We start from the raw sequence: 18,324 nt of genomic DNA, 5'->3' as shown, positions 1-18,324 counted from the left end.
GAGCGCGCTCCAAGTCAAGCCGGAGGGCAGGCTTCCGCAGGCGGGTCAGGCGTGGGCGGGTGAACGTTGATCAGCCGAGCAGCACGGATGCGGCGGTCCTGATCTGTTCGTCCTCGGTGAAGACGCAGTGCGGCGATGCGGACGGGCCGGCACTCACCCCGGGACAATGGCTGAGCCAGTTCGGTCAAGGCGGCCAGCAGCGCGGTCGGGTCGCCGGTGACCCGCCGCAGGGCGTGGGCAGCTTCGGCCGCGTGGATTTCGAGATCCGCCGGCAGCGCGATCGTCGTGTGCCGGAGCCCGGGTTGGGTGATGTGGTGGTTCAACGCGGTGATACCCGGAGCGGGTCCGCGCCACAACGCCACAACGCCCCAGGCCCCGGTCGGCTCGGCGACGTGGCCCGCGCGCAGCACTCAGGAACGGACCCGGTCCGCGGGCGCTGTCCAGCCGGTGGAGCGGATCCACTCGGCCAGGTCCCAGGTGGCGGGCTCGATCGCCCGCACGGCTGCGAGGTCCGACGGGTATTCGGACGCATTGGCGAACTGGCGGAACATCGCCTTGTCGAGGTTGTTGCCGAGGACGCTCAGTGGCAGGGCCTCGTAGCGCGCCGGGAGCCCGGCGTGTGCGCCGAACGCGGCGGCGATCCGGCTACCCGTCAGCTCGTCGCCGACGACCTCGACTGCTCCGCCCGGCACGTCCGCTGTGCCGAGCAGGATCGAGGCGGCGACCTGGCCGATGTCTCTGATCGAGATCATCTTCAGGGCGATGCCGTCCGGCAGTGGCAGCCTCAGCACGATCGTTCCGTCCTCCAGGCTCGGCGCCATCACGGTCGCGAAGTTCTCCATGAAGGCGGTCGGGCGAACCATCGTGGCCCGCAGGCCGGAAAGCTTCAGGTATTCCTCGATCCGGTGCTTCGAGTCGTGGTGCGGCACGCCCGTTTCGCGATCCGCCCCGAAAACCGAGTTGAACACGACGTGCGGCACGCGTGCCGCGGCCGCCGCATCGACGAGGGCGGTGCCCACTCGGATTTCCTCCTCGATCTCCTCGAGGCTGTTCGCCTCCGGGGTCATGAAGTAGAAGGCGGCAACCGACTCCAGCGCGGCGGCCGTTGACGCCGGGTCGTCGATCCGGATGGCCGACAGTTCGACGCCCCGGGTGGCCAGCGCCCGCGCCCGCTCGGACTCGGGGGAGCGGACGAGGGCCCGCACCCGCGCTGCTCGGGCGAGTAGCGCGTCGACGACCGCCCCGCCCTGCTGCCCTGTCCCACCGAAGACCGCGATCGTGCCGTTTTCCTGCATGTCGATGTCGCCTGCCTCTCATTGGTTCATGCCATGAACAATATTAGTTCATGGCATGAACTGATGGCAAGGTGTGCAGGATCGCTGCGCGGTGGGTCAGGGCGAGGCGGACCCCGGGACGCCCGCCGCATCCACGATGGCGGTGGCGACGCGTTCGAAGTCGCGCTGGCCGTCGGCGTCGAGGTTCTCCGCGATGTCGGGCAGGCGCTTGGTCGTCTCGGCGTAGATGGCTTCGGCGAGCACCTTCCCCGTGGGCGTCACACCGAGCATGATGACCCGCCGGTCCTGCTCCGAGCTCGCCCGGCTGACCAGTTCGCGCCGCTCGGTGCGGTCGACGAGCTGGCTCAGCGCGTTCTTGGTCATGCCGAGCGAGGTGGCGAGGTAGGCCATCCGCTTCGGCTCGTCTTTGATCGCGCACAGCAGCGTGGCTTGCGAGGGGGTCAGGTCGTATTCGGCGCAGATCTGCGCGTACCTGCGCTGGATCAGGACCGAGAGCCAGAAAAGCTTGTCGCCGTAGTCCACGCCCGCCTCCTGTCTTCCGATGCCGAACGTCCAGCCTACCGGCCGCGGGCCGGCCCGCCCGACCGCTGACCTGCCGGTGAAGCCCGGCGTCAGCGTTCACGAGCGGGCCCGCGTCGAGCCCGGCGGACTGTGATTGCTGTGTTGACCGGGAGGCAACCGCTCATCGGCATGACCGGACGTTCGGTCCGTTCAGATCCGTCCATAGGTCAGCTGGACGACGCCGTTGCCGAAGGCCGTGGAGCTCTTCAAGGCGAGGGGGAAGTTCGGGCCTTGCGCGGGGAACAGGCGCTTGCCGGTGCCGACCACGACCGGGTACAGCAGCAGCTTCAACTCGTCGACCAGGCCTTCGGACAGCAACCACCGGACGGTGGTCCCGCTGCCGCTGGTCATGATGTCACCGCCGGATTCCGCCTTGAGCTCCCGGATGGCCGATGCGGGGTCGTCGGGCAGCAGCGTCGAGTTGTTCCACGTGACCTCGGACAGTGTCGTGGAGAGGACGTACTTGCGGGCGCTGTTCATGAAGTCGGCGCCTTCGTCGTCCTCGACGGTGCGCTCGGGCCAGGCGGCCGCGAAGCCCTCGTAGGTGACGCGGCCGAGGAGCATGGTGTCTGCGGCGGCCATGCCGGCGTCGACGGAGGCGGCGATCTCGTCACTCCAGTACGGGAGTGACCACTTGTCGGGAGCCTCGACGACACCGTCGAGCGAGACGAACAAGTTCGACACCAGTTTGCGCATGTGATTGTCCTTTGCTTTCACGGTTTCGATGGCCGGCGGGCGGCGTCCGATCTCGAGCACGGGCGGCCACCCCTGCTCCCGGGCATACCGGGCGACCCTTGCTGCGAGGGCGGCGCCGATGCCGTCGCCTCCGACGAGCAGCCGCGCCGGGTTCGCGCCCAGCTCCGCGGCGTGTGCGGCCGACCATTCCAAGACCTCCCTCGCGGCCGGGAAGTCTCGCGGCCCGGCCGCGATCACGACTACCCCGGTCGCGGCCGGTTCGGCGGCGGGACCGCCGTCGGTGAACCACACCAGCAGCGGCGGTGCGGGGATGAGCCGTGCGGGCCAGTGCACTCGTGTCACGCCACCCCGCAGATGCAGCTCCGCGCGCCTCTGACCAGTTCCTTCAGCCACGACCAAGCCTGCCATGCCGCCTGCGGGCGAGGGAAAGGCCGATCTTGCATCACCGTCTTGCGTGGTCCGTATGACACAGACGCCGCCGAAGACAGATACTCGGCGGCATGCCTGATCTGCGGTCGACGAGGCCGCTGCCCGCCACCGACGCGATCGAACTCAAGCACCTGCGCGCGTTCGTCGCCGTCGCCACCGAGCTCAACTTCGGCCGGGCGGCGGCCCGCCTGTATGTGTCGCAGCCGGCGCTCAGCCGGCAGATCCAGGCGTTGGAGCGGCTGATCGGCTGTCCCCTTCTGCTGCGCTCGACCCACCGCGTGGAGCTGACGCTGGCCGGCGAGGCGCTGCTTGGCACCGCCGTGCCACTGCTGACTGACCTGGAGGACGCGGTCGCCCTGACCCGCTCGGCCGGCGACGAGATCGCCGCCCGGGTCGCGCGGCTGTGGGACGGGGTCGCCGAGGACGGCAAACCCGGCCTACCGCAGATGCGGGAGGCGTACGAGGCGCTCAACGCCCAGTTCCCGGTGCCGGAGGGCACTCGCGTCCGGCCGGTGCAGGCCGGCGGCGTGCCCGCGCTGGTCGTGTCACCGGACGCGGGCGGCTCGCCGAGCCTGCTGCACCTGCATGGAGGCGGGTTCATCTCCGGCTCCGCGTTCGGTTACCGGCCGCTGGCCGGCGCGCTGGCCGCGGCGACCGGCGCCACCGTGGTGCTGCCGGACTACCGGCTCGCGCCGGAGCATCCCTTCCCGGCCGCGCTGGACGACGCCTTCCTCGCCTACCGCTGGCTGCTCGACCAGGGCGCCGATCCGAGCGAACTGGTCATCAGCGGCGACTCGGCCGGCGGCGGCCTGGCCGTGTCGCTCATGGTGAAGCTCGCCCAGGAAGGGGTGCCGCAACCGGGACGGGCGGTGCTGCTGTGCCCGTCGGTCAACGTCGTGGACCCGCCGGACGGGACGCCGGTGGCGCAATGGCTTTCGCTCTATGTCGGCGAACACCCGCACACCGATCCGCTGTTGAACGTCTTCGAGGCCGATCTCTCCGGCCTGCCGCCACTGCTCGTGCAGTCCGGCACCAGCGACATGATGCTGCACGAGACCCGTCGGTTCGTCGACCATGCCACCGAGCATGGCGTGGACGCCCGGCTCGACCTTTACCCGGTGGGCACGCACGTGTTCCACCTGTTCTGGTCATTCCTGCCGGAGGCCGCCACAGCGCTTGGGCAAGTTGCCGAGTTCGTGCGCGCACCGGCCACCGACACCACAGCCGAAGCCGGCTGAGCGCCGGGAACTACACCACGACGGACGAGCGACAACGTCCGCACATCGGCATGTGAGGACGTTCGGGTCTGCGCTGTCGACCTGCTGGGTGCGGTCCTGCAAGCTGTCGCCCGCCGCGAAAGGGCTCCCACCGCTACATCGGGAATTCCGCCCGGAAGGCAGCCGAGATCGGTTCGAGGTCGGTGACGAGGCGGTCGAGATCGCCGGGGCTCAGTGCGTGGTACGGCGCCTCCGCGAGCCGGTCGGTCAGTGCTTCGACCCGTTCTTTCGTGGCCCGGCCGGCGGCGGTGAGCCAGCCGTCGGGTCCGACGAGGTCGCGGGCGCGCATGCCGTCGATGACCGCGTCCAGCCGCGCGGCGGGGAGGTGCCAGACGCGGCCGAAGTCCTTCGCGGGCATGTCGGCGGACAGGGCGTGTAGCACGTGGGCTTCCGTGCCGCCGATGCCCTCGGTCAGCAAGGCGACGGTGTGGCCGTCACCGCGGTGCTCGCGCAGCAGCGTGGCAGCGTGCCACAGCCGCGCGACCGGCTCGTGCGGCGCCGGGAGCGCGCGCAGGGCGGCGTAGAGGGCGCGTCCCTCCGTCGGTGCGCTGGTCGCCGCCTTCAGCAGGAGGTCGCCGGCGCGGGCGACGGCGGGGTCGTCCGCGAGGTCGCCGAGGATCCGCCGCATGCCCGTGACGCAGCCCCGTTCGCGGGCGGCCAGCGCCGCCTCGGGGGTCGTCAGGTCCCACACCCGGGGGAGATGGCGGGCCACCTCTCCCGGGGCGAAGTTGTAGAAGATCGCGTGGACCACGTCGGCCGGCGCCGTCCGGCCGAACGGCGCGGCCCGTCCGGCGAAGTAGGCGTCCCACGGGTTGCGCAGTCCCAGCGCCAGCAGGGCCTCGTCCGCCTCGTCGGCGAAGTAGGGCACCAGGCCGATGGGCTCGACCAGGTCGTACATGCGGCGGGCGACGGGCTCCGGGTGCGACATCTCGTCTCCTGTGGGTTCCGGCGGCGCCCCTCGTGGCGGCCGCTCACCTCCTCCACGAACGGCTCACTCCCGATTCGACACCCGGCTTCCGCCCAATTTCAGGACGGCCGCATCGCCGCATGAACCTGCGCCCCGACGGAACCACGCATGCGTCTTCCTCCGTGCCCGCCGATCTCGACGAAGCCGTACCGCGATGCCGGCTGGCCGTTCGATCAGGCGCTGCGAGTGACCAGGGAGGCGAACAGCCGGGGTAGGACGTCGGTCAGGTAGCGGCTGTCGGCCCGGTCGGGGAGCTCGTCGAGGATCGCGCGTTCGAGCATCGTCTCGTACAGCGCAACGATCGTGACGACGGCGCTGCGCGGATCGACGGTCAACCGCAAGTTCAGGCGGCTGAGCATGTCCTGCAGGATCTCGGCGAGCGCGTCGTGGAAGCGGGTCTCGGCGGCGGCCGTCGGCGCGCGCAGCTCGGGCTGGCGCATCGCCTGCGCCCGGAACTCGACGTTCAGCAGGTACCAGGTTTCGTCCGCGGTCAGCGACTCCATGAACAGCAGGCCCGCTTCCCGCAGGACCTCGTCGACGGCGTCCGGCGGCGCCGCGTCGACCGCTTCGTCGACCGCAGTGCGCAGCCGCTGGGTGCGTTCTTCCATCTGGAGCTCGTAGATCGCGAGGAAGAGCTCTTCCTTGCTGGCGAAGTTGGAGTAGAAGGCGCCGCGGGTGAAGCCCGCGCGCTCGCAGATCAGCTCGACCGGCGCATCGCGGATGCCCAGTTCGGTGAACACCTCGTACGCCGCGGCCATGACCCGCCGCCGGGTCTCCGCGCGCCGCCGGGTCATGCCCTTCGGACGTGCGAGGTCCGTGCCGCCGGCCACCATGTCGCCCACCCTACTTGCCCCGCTCACCCGGAGGAGTGACCCGATGCACGTTGCATCGGATACATCCTGCATTACGATACACCATGTATCCGACGAGTTGGGAGCTCTCGTGTCGTCCTTCCTCTACCGGCTCGGCCGCGCCGCCGCCCGCGCCCGCGTGCTTGTCCTGGTGCTGTGGGTGGTCGTGCTCGGGGTTGCCGGCGGGGCGGCACTGCTGGTCAACCAGGGGACCGACGACACGTTCGCCATTCCCGGCTCGGAGTCGCAGGACGCGCTCGACCACCTCGGCAGGGTCTTCCCGGAGGTCAGCGGCACGTCGGCGCAGCTCGTGCTCGTCGCGTCAGAAGGCGCGAAGGTCGACACGCCGCAAACCCGGACCGAGGTGGCCGAGGCCGTCACGCGGATCGGGAAGCTCGACCAGGTCGCCACGGTCGTGAACCCGTTCGACAAGAGCGTGAACGGCGCGGTGTCGGGCGACGGCCGGGCCGCGCTGGTCGCCGTGCCGTTGAAGGTGCAGCTGGCCCAGGTCGACCCGGCCACCAAAACCCAGCTGTCCGCGATCGCCGACGACCTGGGTGCGCGGACCGGGACGAAGGTCTACACCGGCGGCGACGCGTTCTCCAACCGCGTGCCGAAGCTCAGCCCGACCGAAGGGATCGGCCTGCTGATCGCGCTGCTGGTGCTGGTGCTGATGTTCCGGTCCCTGATCGCCGCGGTCATGCCGCTGGTCACCGCCGTCCTGGGCGTGGGCATCGCCGTCGGGCTGATCTACCTCGCGACCGTCGTCACGCCGATCTCGTCGACCGCGCCGATGCTGGCGGTGATGATCGGCCTCGCCGTCGGCATCGACTATGCCCTGTTCCTGCTTTCCCGCCACCGCGACCAGCTTGCCGAAGGCCTCGACGTCGAGGAGTCGATCGCCCGCGCCACCGCCACCGCGGGTTCGGCGGTCATCTTCGCGGGCTTGACGGTCGTCATCGCACTGCTCGGCCTGTCCGTGGCGGGCATCCCGTTCCTGACCACCATGGGCGTCGCCGCCGCGGTCGCCGTCGCGCTGGCGGTCGCGATCGCCATCACGCTCGTCCCGGCGCTGATGTCCTTCGCCGGCAGGCGCTTGCGCCCGCGTACCCCGAAACCCCGGCGGAAACGGCGTCGCCGGGAGAAGCCGCGGATCGCACGCTGGTGGGTCCGGACCGCCACGAAAGCGCCGCTGGTCACCGTCCTCGTCGTCGTCGCCGGGCTCGCGGTCTGCGCGATCCCCGCCACGAGCTTGCGGCTGGCGTTGCCCGACAACGGCACCGAAGAACACGGCAGCCCGGCCCGCGACACCTATGAAGTCGTCAGCGAGCACTTCGGGCCCGGCTACAACGGGCCGCTGATCGTCACGGCCGACATCATCACCAGCACCGACCCCGTCGGCCTGGTGAACAAGATCGCCGAGGAGATCCGGCACCTCCCCGGCGTCGCCTCCGTGCCGCTCGCCACCCCGAACCCCAAGGGCGACACCGGAATCATCCAGGTCGTCCCCGCCACCGCGCCGGACTCCGCCCAGACCGACGACCTCGTGTCCCGGCTGCGCGGACAGGAGCAGCACTTCCTCGACACCTACGGGACGCAGACCGCGGTCACCGGCATCACCGCCGTCGGCATCGACGTCTCCGCCCAGCTCGGCAGCGCACTGCTGCCGTTCGGGATCCTGGTCGTCGGCCTGTCGCTGATCCTGCTGGCGATGGTGTTCCGCTCGATCTGGGTGCCGATCAAGGCAACTGCCGGCTATCTGCTTTCGGTCGCCGCGGCCTTCGGCGCGACGTCGTTCGTTTTCGTGCAAGGACACCTCGCGGACGCGCTCAACGTGACCCACACCGGGAGCGTGATCAGCTTCCTGCCGATCATCCTGATGGGCGTCCTCTTCGGACTCGCGATGGACTACGAGGTCTTCCTCGTCTCACGGATCCGCGAAGACTACGTGCACCACGGAGATCCGCACCACGCGATCGAATCCGGGTTCGTCTCGGCGTCGCGGGTCGTGGTCGCCGCCGCCGTGATCATGTTCGCGGTGTTCGCCGCGTTCGTGCCCGAAGGCAGCGCCACCATCAAGCCCATCGCGTTCAGCCTGGCCATCGGGGTGTTCATCGACGCCTTCGTGGTGCGGATGACACTGGTACCCGCCGTGCTGGCGTTGCTGGGCCGCCGGGCCTGGGGCCTGCCGCCGAAGCTCGACCGGGCGCTGCCGGTGTTCGACGCCGAGGGCGACGCGCTGGTGCACGAGCTGCGGCTCGCCGACTGGCCCGCCCCGGACAGCACCGAAGCGATCAGCGCCCGCGGGCTGCGCATGGAGGACGACCGGGGCCGCCTGGTCTACGCCGACGTCGACCTGCATCTGCCGGGTGCGAACGTCCTCGTGCTGCACGGCGCCGGCGCCCGCGGGAAGTCGGCCTTGCTCTACACCTTGGCCGGGCGGGTCACGAAGTTCACCGGCGACCTGAAGGTGCTCGGACGCGTCCTGCCGCAGCACACCCACACCCTGCGCCGCGACGTCGCCGTGATCCCGTGTCGCGACACCGCCGATCCTGTCCGGCAGATCGCCGACGCGCTCGACGCCGACGCCCGGATGATCGCCGTCGACGACGTCGACCTCGTGCTCCGCACCGGTGATCGTGACCGGCTGCGCGCTCTCCTGGCCGGCCGCCGTACCCGTTCGGCCGGGCCCGCCACATTCGTGCTGACCTGCCAGGACCCCGAGCGCATCGGAGACCTGCTGCCGGCCGGAACCACCCAGCTGCACGCCCTCACCACCGCCCAGCCCGCCGAGGTCCGCTGATGCTCAAGCCGTTCGCGAACTCCGCCCGCGCCCTGGCCACCGGCCCGCTGACCTGGCGCACCTGGACCGGCCTGATCGCCGTGCCGCTCATCATCATGGGCCTGCTCACCTGGGCGTTCTGGACGCCGGAGGCCAACCACGGCACCGCCAAGGCCGCCGTCGTCAACAACGACGAACCGGTCCAGGTCAGCGGCCAGACCATCCCGCTCGGCCGGCAGCTCGCCGGCGACCTCACCCACAGCGAGGACTCCGCCTACACCTGGGTGCTCACCGACGCCGACGACGCCGCCGCGGGGCTCGCCGACGGCAGCTACGCAGCCACCGTGACGATCCCGAAAGACTTCTCCGCCCGCGCCACGTCGTCCGCCACCGGGAAACCGCTCGACGCCCGGCAAGCGCAGCTTCGAATCCAGGCCTCCGGCGCCGCCGGTGTCAGCGATTCCGGGCTGACCGACCAGATCGCGCAGGCCACGCAACGGACATTGAACCAGCAGGTCGTCCAGACCTATTTGGACAACGTCTACGTCGGCTTCACGACGATCCACAAGCAGGTCGGGCAAGCCGCCGACGGCGCGGCGCAGCTGGCCGACGGTACCCACCAGCTGGCCGACGCCGCCGGACAGCTGAGCACGGGCGCGGACCAGCTCGCCGACGGAACCGCTCAACTGGCCACCGGCTCCGGCAAGCTGTCCGCCGGGCTCACCCAGGCCCAGCGCGACACCGCGCAGCTGCCCGCTCTGACCCGGCAGCTGGCCGACGGCGCCCACCAGGTCGCCGACGGCAACGAACAGCTCGCCGGCACGGTCGTGCCGCTCGCGAACCGCATCATCGCCGCCATCGACGCCCTGCCCTCCGCGAACGCCGCAGCGAAGCAGTTCCAGCAGCTCGCCGACGAATGCGCCCACCGCGGAGGCTCGGCCTCGTTCTGCGCCGACCTGCGCCAGACCGCAGGCCGGTTCACCGCCGACGCGCAGAAGATCGACAACGCGAAGGCCGCCGTCCGCGCCAACGCCGTCAAGGCCCGAGACTCCATCCAGGCTCTCGCGACCGGGGCGCGGAAGGTCGCCGACGGCAACGCCCAGCTGGCCGGCAAGTCCGCTGAACTCGCGGGCGGCATCGCGTCCGCCGCCAACGGCGCACGTCAGCTCGACACCGGCGTCCGGCAAGCGAACGTCGGCGCGCAGAAACTCGCGTCCGGAGCCGGGCAGCTGAAGGACGGCGCCACAAAGGTCGACGATGGCGCCCAGCAACTCGCCACCCAGCTGGACAAGGGCCGCGACCAGGTGCCGAGCTACACCGACGCCGAACGCGCGCACCTCAAGACGGTCGCCGCCGAACCCAGCACCGCGACCACCGACACCACCCCGATCGGCACACTCACGGTCACGCTGTTCGCCGCGCTGGCCCTGTGGGCGCTGGCGCTGGCCACCTACATCGTCACCAGAGCCGTCCCCGACGCGGTGCTCGTCGCGCGCGAGCCGACCTGGCGGATCATCCTGCGCGCGGCGATTCCGGGCGCGACCGCTGCCGCGCTCGCCGCACTGGCCATCACTGCGATCGCCGTCCCTGTCCTGAAGCTCGGCTTCGCCGGCACGATCGGGTTCCTGCTGATCGCCCTGTTGGCCGCCTCGACGTTCGTCGCCCTCAACCAGGCAGCGACGGCGATCTTCGGTCGCGCCGGGCGGCTGGCGTCGCTGGCCGTCCTCGTCCTGGCCGGCGCCACCGGCGTCGTCTCGACGCTGCCGGGCCCGCTGTACACGATCGCCGGCTACCTGCCCACCCACGGCGCGATCCTCGCCCTGCGAGCCACCGCCACCGACGGCACCGGGCTCACCACGGGCGTTGCGCAGCTCGCCGCCTGGCTGGTCGTCGGCACCCTCGTGTCGATTCTCGTGACCGACCGCCGGCGGTACCTGTCCGCCAAGAGCATCCGCCTCCGCGGCACCCAGCCGCTGCTGACGGCATAGTTTTTCATTCGCAGGAAAGGAAGTTCGCTCATGAGCCGTGCCCGGCGCATCGACACCCACCAGCACCTCGTACCGCCCCGCTACGCGGACTGGATGCACGACAAGGGAATCCGGCCCGGTGGCGTCGACCTGCCGGACTGGTCGGCCTCGGCGGCGCTGAAGTTCATGGACGGCCACGGCGTCCAGACCGGCATCCTGTCGTTGTCCACGCCGGGCGTCTACTTCGGCGACGTCCCGGAGGCCCGTCGCTGGGCCCGCGAGGTCAACGAGTACGCGGCCTCGGCGGTCGCCGACCGGCCGGACAGGTTCGGCTTCTTCGCGACCCTGACCCTGCCCGACGTCGAAGGTGCGCTCGCCGAAGCCGAGTATGCGCTCGACACCCTGCACGCCGACGGGATCGTGCTGCTGGCCAACAACGACGGCCGCTACCTCGGCGACCCCGGCTTCGAACCGCTGCTGAAGTTCCTGCACGAGCGTCAGGCGGCCGTGTTCGTGCACCCGGGCGAGCTGCCCGGGCCGGAGGTCCCAGGCATCCCGACGTTCACCGCGGACTTCCTGCTCGACACCACCCGCACGGCGATCAGCCTGATCCTGTCCGGCTCGATGGCGAAGTACCCGGGGATCAAGTTCATCCTCGCCCACGCCGGTGGGTTCGTGCCCTACATCTCCTACCGCATCCTGCTCACGATGATGAACACCAAGAACAAGGCGCAGCAGGCGTGGACGCTGCTCGACCAGAAGCGCCAGGTGCCCAAGCAGCTCGCCGTGCTGCGCCAGTTCTACTACGACATCGCGCTTTCGGCGTCGCCCTCGGCCCTGCCGAGCCTGCTGGAGGTGGCCGACCCGGACCACATCACCTACGGCAGCGACTTCCCCTTCGCCCCGGCGGTCGCGGTGGGGTTCATGAACAAGACCTACGAGCAGTACCCGCTCGACGGCAACCTGCGCGCCGCGATCGATCGTGGCAACGCCGAGAGCCTCTTTCCCCGGCTCAAGAGCTGAGCAGGCCTGGGGGCGGTGGCGCGCCGGCGGACAGGTGCGCCGCCGCGGCGAACAGGACGTGGGCGTGCAGTTCGAACAGGCGCAGCAGGTCCACGCTGTCGCCGCCGATTTCCTTGGCGATGAACAGCCCGTCGGCGCCGGCCATGGCGTAGGTGGTCAGCAACCGGACCGAGCCGTCGTCGAGATCGGGGAGGAAGTCACCGATCACGGCCGTGATCCGCTGGGCGGCGGTGTCGCGCACCTGGAGGAACATGGTGCGGGCACTGGGTTCTTCCGGGCGCCGCTCGAGGGTGAGCATGAGACCCAGCCGGAGGAACTCGGGCGTCTCCACCAGTGATTTGGCGACCTGGCGGGCCATTTCGGTGACCCGCTCGACGGGCTGGCCGTGCTCTTCGCCCGGGAGGGACAAGGCGGAGAGCCAGCTGCCGAAGCTGCGCTCGATGACCGCGGCGATCAGCTCGTCCTTGTCCTTGAAGTGCCAGTAGATCGAGCTCGCCGGCAGTCCGCATTTCTTGCTGACCAGCGCGATGCTCGTTCCCTCGTAGCCACGTTCGCCTGCGACTTCGACGGTGGCGTCGAGGATCTTGCGGCGGGACTCTTCGCCGTTCGCCCGCCGGCGGCGTGTGCCGCGGTCGTCGGTCATGGTCATCTCCGGTTTCGGTCGAGTCTTGACGGCGTCTGCACGCCAGCTTACTGTAGCGACCATTACAGGAGTTACCGTAGTGATCGCTACAGCAAGGAGGCTGTCGACGTGACGGATCGTCAGTGCTACGACGTCGCCGTGATCGGCTACGGCCCGACCGGGGTCACCGCCGCGAACCTGCTCGGAGCGAGCGGGCTGTCGGTGGTCGTCATCGAGCGCGACGCCTCGATCTACAGCCGGGCGCGAGCCATCTCGACCGACGAAGAGGTCCTGCGGATCTGGCAGCAGGCCGGCTTGGCCGAGCAGCTCAAAGCCGACATGCTCGCCGACAAGGCGGTCGATTTCGTCGACGCCGACGGCGAATCCTTCATCAGTGCCTCCCCGCAGCCGCGTGGCCACGGCCACCCGCCGCAGCTGTTCATCTACCAGCCCGCACTCGAGCAGACCCTGCGCGACGGCGTCACGCGCTACCCGAACGTCGAGGTCCTGCTGGAACACGAATGCCTGCGGGTCCAGCAGGACGCCGGCGGCGTCGAGCTGCTGCTCGCCCGCCTGGGCGAGGACACCCTCACCCGGGTCCGCGCCTCCTACGTCATCGCGGCCGACGGCGGTTCGAGCCCGGTGCGCGGGCAGCTGGGCATCGGCTTCGACGGCCGTACCTACGAGGATCGCTGGGTCGTGATCGACACGGAGGTCCGGTCCGAGTGGCCGGCCCATGACCGCCTGCGGTTCCACTGCGACCCGAGCCGTCCCGCGGTGGACTGCCCGACCCCGCTGGGCCACCACCGCTGGGAATTCCCGGTCCTGCCGGGGGAAGACGAGCAGGAACTGGTCACCGACGCCGCGGTCTGGCGGCTGCTCGGCAGGCAGGGCATCACCGAACGCCAGGTCAAGATCCTCCGCGCAGTCGTCTACCGCCACCATGTCCGCTTCGCCTCACGATGGCGGGCCGGTCGGATCTTCCTCGCCGGTGACGCCGCGCACGTGATGCCGCCCTGGATCGGCCAGGGAATGGCGGCCGGCGTCCGGGACGCGGGCAACCTGTGCTGGAAGCTCGCGGGCGTGGTGTCGGGCCGGTTGCCCGAGTCGGTTCTGGACTCCTACGAAACCGAACGCCAGCCGCACGTCCGAGGGATGACCCGGCGGGCCGTGGCGGTCGGGCGCATCATCACCGAGCGGCGACCGCTGCTGACGACGATCCGCAACGCGGTGTTCCGCGGGGTGAAGTCGATCGGACCGCTCAGCGGCGGCCTGCAGAAGTCGGCGTGGATCCCGGACGTGCACTATGCACAAGGGTTTCTCGCCGATGGCCGGACCCGGGCGCGGGGTCGCAAGATCCCGCAACCCTGGGTCAGGGATGGGGCCGGAGCCCGGGCGCGGCTCGACGACGTGCTGGGCGCGGGCTGGGTCGTGGTGCACCACGGGCCCGCGCCGGACACCTCGGCCTGGACGCGCGCCGGGGCGACCGTGATCGAGATCCTGTCCCCGGGCTCACGCGCCCGGGACGGAGCCGTCGTCGACGACGGAGACGTACTTGCCGATTGGCTGCGCCGGCACCGTGCGTCCGCGCTCGTCCTTCGACCCGACTGCGTCGTCTACGCGGCGGCCGCCCTGGGGGAACCGCTGTCTTCACCGCCGACGGGACTTTGCGCCACGTCGACATCCGCTGACCGCCAGCCCGTCCGGAGGTAACCGTCATGAGTTCCGCAACGCTGCGCGAAAGGTCGGTCCGCGTCCGCGGCCAAAACATCTTCTTCACCGAAGCCGGTGACGGCCCGCCGGTGGTCCTGCTGCACGGCGGCGGGCCCGGCGCGACCGGGATGTCCAACTACGCCCGCAACATCGACGTCCTCGCGGAAACCCATCGCGTCCTCGTCCCGGATCTGCCCGGCTACGGACGTTCGGGCAAGCACATCGACCAGCGCGACCCGTTCGGCTCCCTGGCGAGGGCGGTCGGCGGGCTGCTCGACGCCGTGGGAGTGGATCACGCGCACCTGGTCGGAAACTCCTACGGCGGCGCGGCCGCGCTGCGCCTGGCGATGGACCGGCCGGAGAAGGTGGACCGGCTGATCCTGATGGGTCCCGGGGGCATCGGCACCACCCGGGCGCTGCCCACGAAGGGGTTGAACGCACTGCTCGCGTACTACGGTGGCGCCGGTCCGAGCCGGGACAAGCTCGAGCGCTTCATCCGCGACTACCTGGTGCACGACGGCGCATCCGTGCCGGACGAGCTGATCGAGCTGCGCTACCAGGCCAGCATCGACCCCGAGGTGGTGGCGAGTCCGCCGCTGCGCAGGCCGTCCGGGCCGCGGGCCGTGCGCACGCTGTGGCGGATGGACCTGACCCGCGACTCGCGGCTCGCGAAGGTCACGCACCCGACGCTGGTGGTCTGGGGTGCAGCGGACCAGGTCAACCGGCCCGGTGGTGGGCAGCTGCTCGTCGACGCGATGCCGGACTGCGACCTCTACCTCGTCGCGAACACCGGCCATTGGGTGCAATGGGAACGCGCCGACCTGTTCAACGAACTCGCCCGGCGCTTTCTCGGAGCGACTTCATGAACGGATTCCTCCGACCGAACGGCGACGAATCGGTCTTCGGTTCGGTGCATCTCGGTTACGTCGTCGTGGAGTCGCTGCGGCTGACCGACTGGCGCCGTTTCGGCAAGGACGCGATCGGCCTGCACGTCGACGAACTCGACCGCGACACCCTGCGGTTCCGGCTGGACGACCGGCAGTGCCGGTTCCTCATCGGACGCGGTCCGGCCGAAGACCTGATGGCGCTGGGCTGGCAGATCGACGACCACGAAACCTTCGACCGGATCATCCGCCGGGTCGTCGATCGCGGTGTGCCGGTCCGCGAGGGCTCCGACGACGAGGCGGCCCGCCGCGGCGTCGAGCGGCTGTGGCGGTTTCCGGGCCCGAAGGGCATCGTCCAGGAGATCTTCACCGCGCCGCTCACGACGCCGGAGCCACTGGCCATGGTGAACTCCGGCTGGGTGACCGGAGAAAAAGGCATGGGCCACGTCGCGATCACGTCCCGCGAGCCGGAGTCGCTGCGCGGCTACTACAACACGGTCTTCGACTCGCGGCTGACCGACTACATCGACGAGAACGTCAGCGGCCTGATGATGAAGATCCGGTTCCTGCGGGTCAACGAGCGGCATCACTCGATCGCCATCGCGAACCTGCGCGGGCTGAAGATCGACCCGATCCGCACGAAGTGCCAGCACATCAACATCCAGGCCGGCACGCTCGAAGACATGCTGGATTCCTTCCACCGGGTCAAGCGGCTCGGCTTCCGGATGGCGTGGTCGGTCGGCCAGCACACCAACGACCGAGAGCTCTCCTACTACTGCGTCACCCCGTCCGGCTTCGAACTCGAGGTCGGCTGGAACCCGATCGTCATCGGACCCGAGTCCGAAGCGACCTGGGAACCCACCACGTACCGGGGAATCAGCATCTGGGGGCACACGCCGGTGGGGGAGACCGTCGTCGGAAAACTCGCCCAATTCAAGAACGCCGCGCGGTCGTTGGCCCGTCGCGAGAATACCGTTCCCGCCCTCAGCGGCGGTCCATCGGAAGGCTGGTAAACGAAGCCCACGGCTTGCCCGGTGATCACCGAAGGGCTCTGGCCTGGTTCCGGTCGAACGATGCGTCGCACTATTGGCTCGCCCGTGCCGATGTCGTCGAGACCGTGTGGCGCCGGTGAAGCGGCCGCGGCGGCGGTTGTCCGTTGAGGACGTTGCCCAGGATTTCCACGCCGCGTGAGGCGGGCGGAGCAACAGAAGTTCGAGGACTTCGCTGAAGAGTGGCTCGATGCGGTGTCTCGGCGGCTTCAACGGTTACGTGGAGATCGAGCGGTGGCTCTCGGAGTCGCACGAGGACTACGCCCGAGTCGTCGGTGTCCTGGTACTCCGCACTGTGGATGTCTACACCGGCGGCCGATGGGGTGAACTCGTCGGGCAGCAGCGGCACGGGGTACGACTCCGGACGCCGCTGAAAGAAGTTGGCGGGAAAGTCTACAAAGGAGGCCGGGAGGGTGGTGATCATCACTCGGATGGCCGTCAGCGTCCGCCGACACGGCGCGGGAACTCCCGGCCGAAGAAGGGGCGGACGAAACTCCTGCAGGGACTCGCCGGCGCGGGGAGCGGCGTCCGCCGATCTTCACGTTCCACGAGGGCAGGCGCACCCACGCCACGTGGCTGACCGAAGACGGCATCCGGGAGATTGCACGGCGGGCGCGGCTGGGCCAGAAGGTGAAGGGGCATCGCCCTGGTCCACGACGTGACGCCGGCGATGGCGAACCAGATCCTGGACGTCCTGGAGGAACGGTCGCTGGCGACGCTTTGTCCGGGGGAGCGGGCGAAGCTGGTGTCGTGGTTCCCGCACCTGCGGTCCCACCGGACCAGGGCCATCTGACGACTGAAGCCCTGCCCCTCCGGGGAGGGACAGGGCTTCTGACCTGCAGTTTCAGGTGGTGCGCGATACTGGGATTGAACCAGTGACCTCTTCCGTGTCAGGGAAGCGCTCTCCCGCTGAGCTAATCGCGCGAGGTGGAGACGGGATTCGAACCCGTGTACACGGCTTTGCAGGCCGTTGCCTCGCCTCTCGGCCACTCCACCGTGCCAGGCCTCGAGAGCCTATCGAGCGGATGACGGGATTCGAACCCGCGACCCTCACCTTGGCAAGGTGATGCGCTACCAGCTGCGCTACATCCGCACTCCGCAGCTCCGGGTGTTGGAACCCCCGTCGCCGTGGTGTGGGAAAACCATATCGGACCCCGAAAACGGCTTCGACACCGGGGTGTCACTCAGCCGTTGCGGGCTCGTCATCAGGCCAGATCGTGCGGGATGAGGTGGGTGAGCGCGTCGTCGACGTCGACCCACAGGTGCTCGTTGCCCGGGAGGACCACGTCGTACGTGCGGTCGAGGAAGTCGGCGAGCTCCTGGGCCGACGCCTCGAACATGGCGTGCCCGGAGGGCGAGTTCAGCTCGATCAGCACGGACTCGGGGTCCTCGACCGAAGGGCGGATGCGGACGTCCCCGTCACCCGCGTCGGCCAGGAGGCCGTCTGCGAGGAGGTCACGCGCGTACACCCACTCGACCCAGCCGGCGCGGCCGGTGCGGAAGGCGGCGACGACCGCGTACGGGTCGCGTGTGTCGTAGCGCAGCTCCACCTTCACCGGAACCGCGGGAGTCCGCGGCGCCAGCAGGTCGAAGACCGCCGTCGAGCGGAGCGTCACGTGATCGTTGCGCATCGTCCTACCCTTCGTCTCCCTTCCCGGCCCGGCCCGGCCGAGGGCGTCACCACTGGGACGCATCGGGAGGCCCGATCCGTCGCGGATGCGCCACAGATCACCCGTACGGACTCATGGCCCCCGTCTGTCACCCCGTGATCACCCGCGGCGCGCAGCAGACCGGCGTGCCCCGCGGGACCCACGCCTCCATACTGCGCGGTTTAGTCGCCGGGCGATAGCACCGTCGCACGGATGTCGAACGTGGTGTCGGGCGGCCCCCGGCCGCCACAACCCCGGCTAGCTCGGGGTTGTTCGTTCCGTACTCGCCGGTAAGCGGAGTGTGGTCGGCGAGGACCACCCGTTTGCAGGCGTCCTGAAGTAGTGCGCTACAGTTACCCGAACACCCGAGCGGGCGATTAGCTCAGGGGGAGAGCGCTTCGTTCACACCGAAGAGGTCACTGGTTCGATCCCAGTATCGCCCACCCGAATCGCGGAAGAGCCCTGCTTGCGGAATGCGCAAGCAGGGCTCTTCTCGTTGTGTCCTGGGGGGGGGGGGGGGGGGGGACCCCCAGAGCGGTGGGGGGGCAGGAAAGCCGCA

At 69.9% G+C, this 18,324-nt stretch carries 16 protein-coding genes and 4 tRNA genes; 9 read left to right on the top strand and 11 right to left on the bottom strand.

The features are described from left to right. Window positions 1–14 precede the first annotated feature (14 nt). The 4 genes from ACZ63J_RS09070 to ACZ63J_RS09055 form a co-directional block, all read right to left on the bottom strand. Window positions 15–410 (bottom strand): hypothetical protein, encoded by a 396-nt coding sequence (locus ACZ63J_RS09070; RefSeq protein ID WP_465398733.1) that lies wholly within the window; start codon window positions 408–410, stop codon window positions 15–17. Next, a complete protein-coding gene (locus tag ACZ63J_RS09065; protein ID WP_465398732.1) occupies window positions 411–1,295 on the bottom strand; it encodes an NmrA/HSCARG family protein in 885 nt (294 codons plus the stop codon). A 96-nt stretch (window positions 1,296–1,391) separates the two neighbouring features. Beyond that, window positions 1,392–1,817 carry a MarR family winged helix-turn-helix transcriptional regulator gene (locus tag ACZ63J_RS09060; RefSeq protein WP_465398731.1) on the bottom strand — a complete coding sequence of 142 codons (426 nt, stop codon included), beginning with the start codon at window positions 1,815–1,817 and terminating at the stop codon, window positions 1,392–1,394. Between the two features lie 189 nt (window positions 1,818–2,006). Next, entirely contained in the window at window positions 2,007–2,894 is an 888-nt protein-coding gene (locus tag ACZ63J_RS09055) for a dihydrofolate reductase family protein (protein WP_465398730.1), read from the bottom strand. Window positions 2,895–3,052: 158 nt separating this feature from the next. On the opposite strand from ACZ63J_RS09055, the gene ACZ63J_RS09050 reads away from it, so the two are divergent. Beyond that, window positions 3,053–4,219 (top strand): alpha/beta hydrolase fold domain-containing protein, encoded by a 1,167-nt coding sequence (locus ACZ63J_RS09050; protein WP_465398729.1) that lies wholly within the window; start codon window positions 3,053–3,055, stop codon window positions 4,217–4,219. Between the two features lie 133 nt (window positions 4,220–4,352). Here the strand turns inward: ACZ63J_RS09050 and ACZ63J_RS09045 are convergent, their stop codons facing one another. Both ACZ63J_RS09045 and ACZ63J_RS09040 read right to left on the bottom strand, forming a co-directional pair. Beyond that, the gene (locus ACZ63J_RS09045) at window positions 4,353–5,186 is read right to left on the bottom strand and encodes an SCO6745 family protein (RefSeq protein WP_465398728.1); all 834 of its coding nucleotides are present in this window, start codon (window positions 5,184–5,186) and stop codon (window positions 4,353–4,355) included. 212 nt (window positions 5,187–5,398) lie between these two features. Beyond that, window positions 5,399–6,058 (bottom strand): TetR/AcrR family transcriptional regulator, encoded by a 660-nt coding sequence (locus tag ACZ63J_RS09040; protein ID WP_465398727.1) that lies wholly within the window; start codon window positions 6,056–6,058, stop codon window positions 5,399–5,401. 109 nt (window positions 6,059–6,167) lie between these two features. On the opposite strand from ACZ63J_RS09040, the gene ACZ63J_RS09035 reads away from it, so the two are divergent. The 3 genes from ACZ63J_RS09035 to ACZ63J_RS09025 are packed head-to-tail and all read left to right on the top strand — an operon-like array spanning window position 6,168 to window position 11,848. Further along, on the top strand, window positions 6,168–8,879 hold the full coding sequence (locus tag ACZ63J_RS09035) for an MMPL family transporter (protein ID WP_465398726.1): 2,712 nt from the start codon (window positions 6,168–6,170) through the stop codon (window positions 8,877–8,879). Beyond that, the gene (locus ACZ63J_RS09030) at window positions 8,879–10,846 is read left to right on the top strand and encodes a YhgE/Pip family protein (RefSeq protein WP_465398725.1); all 1,968 of its coding nucleotides are present in this window, start codon (window positions 8,879–8,881) and stop codon (window positions 10,844–10,846) included. The genes ACZ63J_RS09035 and ACZ63J_RS09030 overlap by 1 nt, the downstream gene beginning before the upstream one ends. A 30-nt stretch (window positions 10,847–10,876) precedes the next feature. After that, window positions 10,877–11,848 (top strand): amidohydrolase family protein, encoded by a 972-nt coding sequence (locus ACZ63J_RS09025; protein ID WP_465398724.1) that lies wholly within the window; start codon window positions 10,877–10,879, stop codon window positions 11,846–11,848. Here ACZ63J_RS09025 and ACZ63J_RS09020 read toward each other — a convergent pair. Then, window positions 11,838–12,491, bottom strand: a complete 654-nt coding sequence (locus ACZ63J_RS09020) for a TetR/AcrR family transcriptional regulator (protein WP_465398723.1) — start codon at window positions 12,489–12,491, stop codon at window positions 11,838–11,840. The genes ACZ63J_RS09025 and ACZ63J_RS09020 overlap by 11 nt on opposite strands. A gap of 108 nt (window positions 12,492–12,599) precedes the next feature. Between ACZ63J_RS09020 and mhpA the strand changes: the two genes are divergently transcribed. The 4 genes from mhpA to ACZ63J_RS09000 all read left to right on the top strand — a co-directional run bounded on the left by mhpA (window position 12,600) and on the right by ACZ63J_RS09000 (window position 16,909). Beyond that, a complete protein-coding gene (mhpA, locus tag ACZ63J_RS09015) occupies window positions 12,600–14,183 on the top strand; it encodes a bifunctional 3-(3-hydroxy-phenyl)propionate/3-hydroxycinnamic acid hydroxylase MhpA (RefSeq protein WP_465398722.1) in 1,584 nt (527 codons plus the stop codon). A gap of 5 nt (window positions 14,184–14,188) precedes the next feature. Beyond that, entirely contained in the window at window positions 14,189–15,049 is an 861-nt protein-coding gene (locus ACZ63J_RS09010) for an alpha/beta fold hydrolase (RefSeq protein ID WP_465398721.1), read from the top strand. Further along, window positions 15,046–16,080: a VOC family protein gene (locus ACZ63J_RS09005; protein ID WP_465398720.1), complete on the top strand. Its 1,035-nt coding sequence runs from the start codon at window positions 15,046–15,048 to the stop codon at window positions 16,078–16,080. The genes ACZ63J_RS09010 and ACZ63J_RS09005 overlap by 4 nt, the downstream gene beginning before the upstream one ends. 706 nt (window positions 16,081–16,786) lie before the next feature. Next, window positions 16,787–16,909, top strand: a complete 123-nt coding sequence (locus tag ACZ63J_RS09000) for a hypothetical protein (protein WP_465398719.1) — start codon at window positions 16,787–16,789, stop codon at window positions 16,907–16,909. A 56-nt stretch (window positions 16,910–16,965) separates the two neighbouring features. On the opposite strand, the gene ACZ63J_RS08995 is transcribed toward ACZ63J_RS09000, so the two are convergent. From ACZ63J_RS08995 to ACZ63J_RS08980, 4 genes are all read right to left on the bottom strand, one after another. Continuing rightward, window positions 16,966–17,040, bottom strand: a tRNA-Val gene (locus tag ACZ63J_RS08995). Window position 17,041: 1 nt separating this feature from the next. Beyond that, a tRNA-Cys gene (locus ACZ63J_RS08990) sits at window positions 17,042–17,112 on the bottom strand. 24 nt (window positions 17,113–17,136) lie between these two features. Further along, window positions 17,137–17,209 (bottom strand) — tRNA-Gly (locus ACZ63J_RS08985). 112 nt (window positions 17,210–17,321) lie between these two features. Then, window positions 17,322–17,747 carry an SsgA family sporulation/cell division regulator gene (locus ACZ63J_RS08980; protein ID WP_033293569.1) on the bottom strand — a complete coding sequence of 142 codons (426 nt, stop codon included), beginning with the start codon at window positions 17,745–17,747 and terminating at the stop codon, window positions 17,322–17,324. Window positions 17,748–18,136: 389 nt separating this feature from the next. Here ACZ63J_RS08980 and ACZ63J_RS08975 point away from each other — a divergent pair. Next, window positions 18,137–18,208, top strand: a tRNA-Val gene (locus tag ACZ63J_RS08975). The last annotated feature ends 116 nt before the right edge of the window (window positions 18,209–18,324 follow it).

The sequence above is a fragment of the Amycolatopsis sp. NPDC104863 genome (assembly GCF_055582965.1).
The sequence above is the reverse complement of the archived record's forward strand: the minus strand, read 5'-3'. Positions and strand labels throughout refer to the sequence as shown.